Raw genomic sequence first — 1,290 nt, forward strand, 5'->3', positions numbered from 1 at the left:
TGAGCTTCCCTCGGTTTTTCGCCTTCCAGAGGCCCCGAGTTATGCAGCCGTATCCTTTGTCCGCTGAGCCGTAAGCCAGTCTTGCATGAACTGAGTTGGCGACATGAAGCCAAGCGATGAATGACGACGACTGCGGTTATAAAACACTTCAAGGTATTCGAACAAGTCCGCCACGGCCTCGCGATGCGTGCGATACCTGGTGCCGTGAACCCGCTCGTTCTTCAAGCTACTGAAGAAGCTTTCCGTGGGCGCATTGTCCCAACAATTTCCTTTGCGGCTCATAGAGCAGCGCATCTCGTACGCGGCCAGCTTGCGCTGGAAGTCGTGGCTGGCGTATTGACTGCCTCTATCCGAATGATGCAGCGCACCCGGCCCGGGCCGGCGGCGGAACCACGCCATCGTCAGCGCATCGGTCACGAGTTCCGTCGTCATGCGCGGCTTGACCGACCAGCCCACCACCTCCCGATTAAACAGGTCCAGCGTGACCGCCAGATACAGCCAGCCTTCGTCGGTCCAGATGTACGTGATGTCCGAGGTAAACACCTGGTTGGGCTCGGCCGGCGTGAAGTTCCGGTTCAACACGTTCGGTGCGACCGGCAGCTTGTGCCGAGAATCTGTTGTCACGCGATAACGGCGCTTGTGACGGGCTCGGATACCGTTGGCGCTCATCAGCCGCTCCACACGTGCTTTGCTGGCCGGAAAGCCGCGAGAGCGCACCTCGTCGGTCATGCGCGGCGAACCGTAGGCACCTTTGTACTTCGCATGAATCGTTCGAATCAACGTGAGCAACTGGGCATCGGTGAGCCGCTGTCGCTCGGGTGTGCCGCCGCGCTTCCACGCGCGATAGCCATTGACGCTTACAGCAAGGACCTCGCACAGCGCCGACAGCGGATAGTGCCGGCACTGCGTGTCAATCCAGGCGAACTTCACAGGAGGTCCTTCGCGAAGAACGCCGCCGCTTTTTTTGCGATTTCCAGCTCCATCTGCAAGCGCTTGTTCTCCGCCCGCAGACGCGAAAGCTCCATCTGTTCCGCCGTGACGACCTTCGCCCCGGAACCATTGAGCTTGCCGGCTTCCGACGCTTTAAGCCAGTTACGCAGCGTCTGCATCGACATGCCCAGTTCGCGGGCCACAGCGCTTATGCTTTGCCCGTCCTTGACTCGTTGCACGGCCGCTTCTTTGAACTCTGCCGTGTACACCTGGTGCGGTACCTTGAACATCTCTTCTTTCCTTCCTTTGGGTCGAGTTTATACGCGACCTGCTGGAAGGCGAAATTTCAGGGGAAGCTCA

At 59.3% G+C, this 1,290-nt stretch carries 1 protein-coding gene; it reads right to left on the reverse strand.

Going from position 1 to position 1,290, the window contains the following annotated elements; all coding sequences use genetic code 11:
- Positions 1 to 39: 39 nt before the first annotated feature.
- A protein-coding gene (locus GWC77_RS27810; protein WP_173262715.1) for an IS3 family transposase occupies positions 40 to 1,220 on the reverse strand; the annotation gives its coding sequence in 2 pieces (ribosomal slippage) (positions 40 to 968 and positions 968 to 1,220; 1,182 coding nt in all).
- Between the last annotated feature and the right edge of the window lie 70 nt (positions 1,221 to 1,290).

The organism is Paraburkholderia sp. NMBU_R16 (genome assembly GCF_013282575.1).
Lineage (GTDB): Bacteria > Pseudomonadota > Gammaproteobacteria > Burkholderiales > Burkholderiaceae > Trinickia.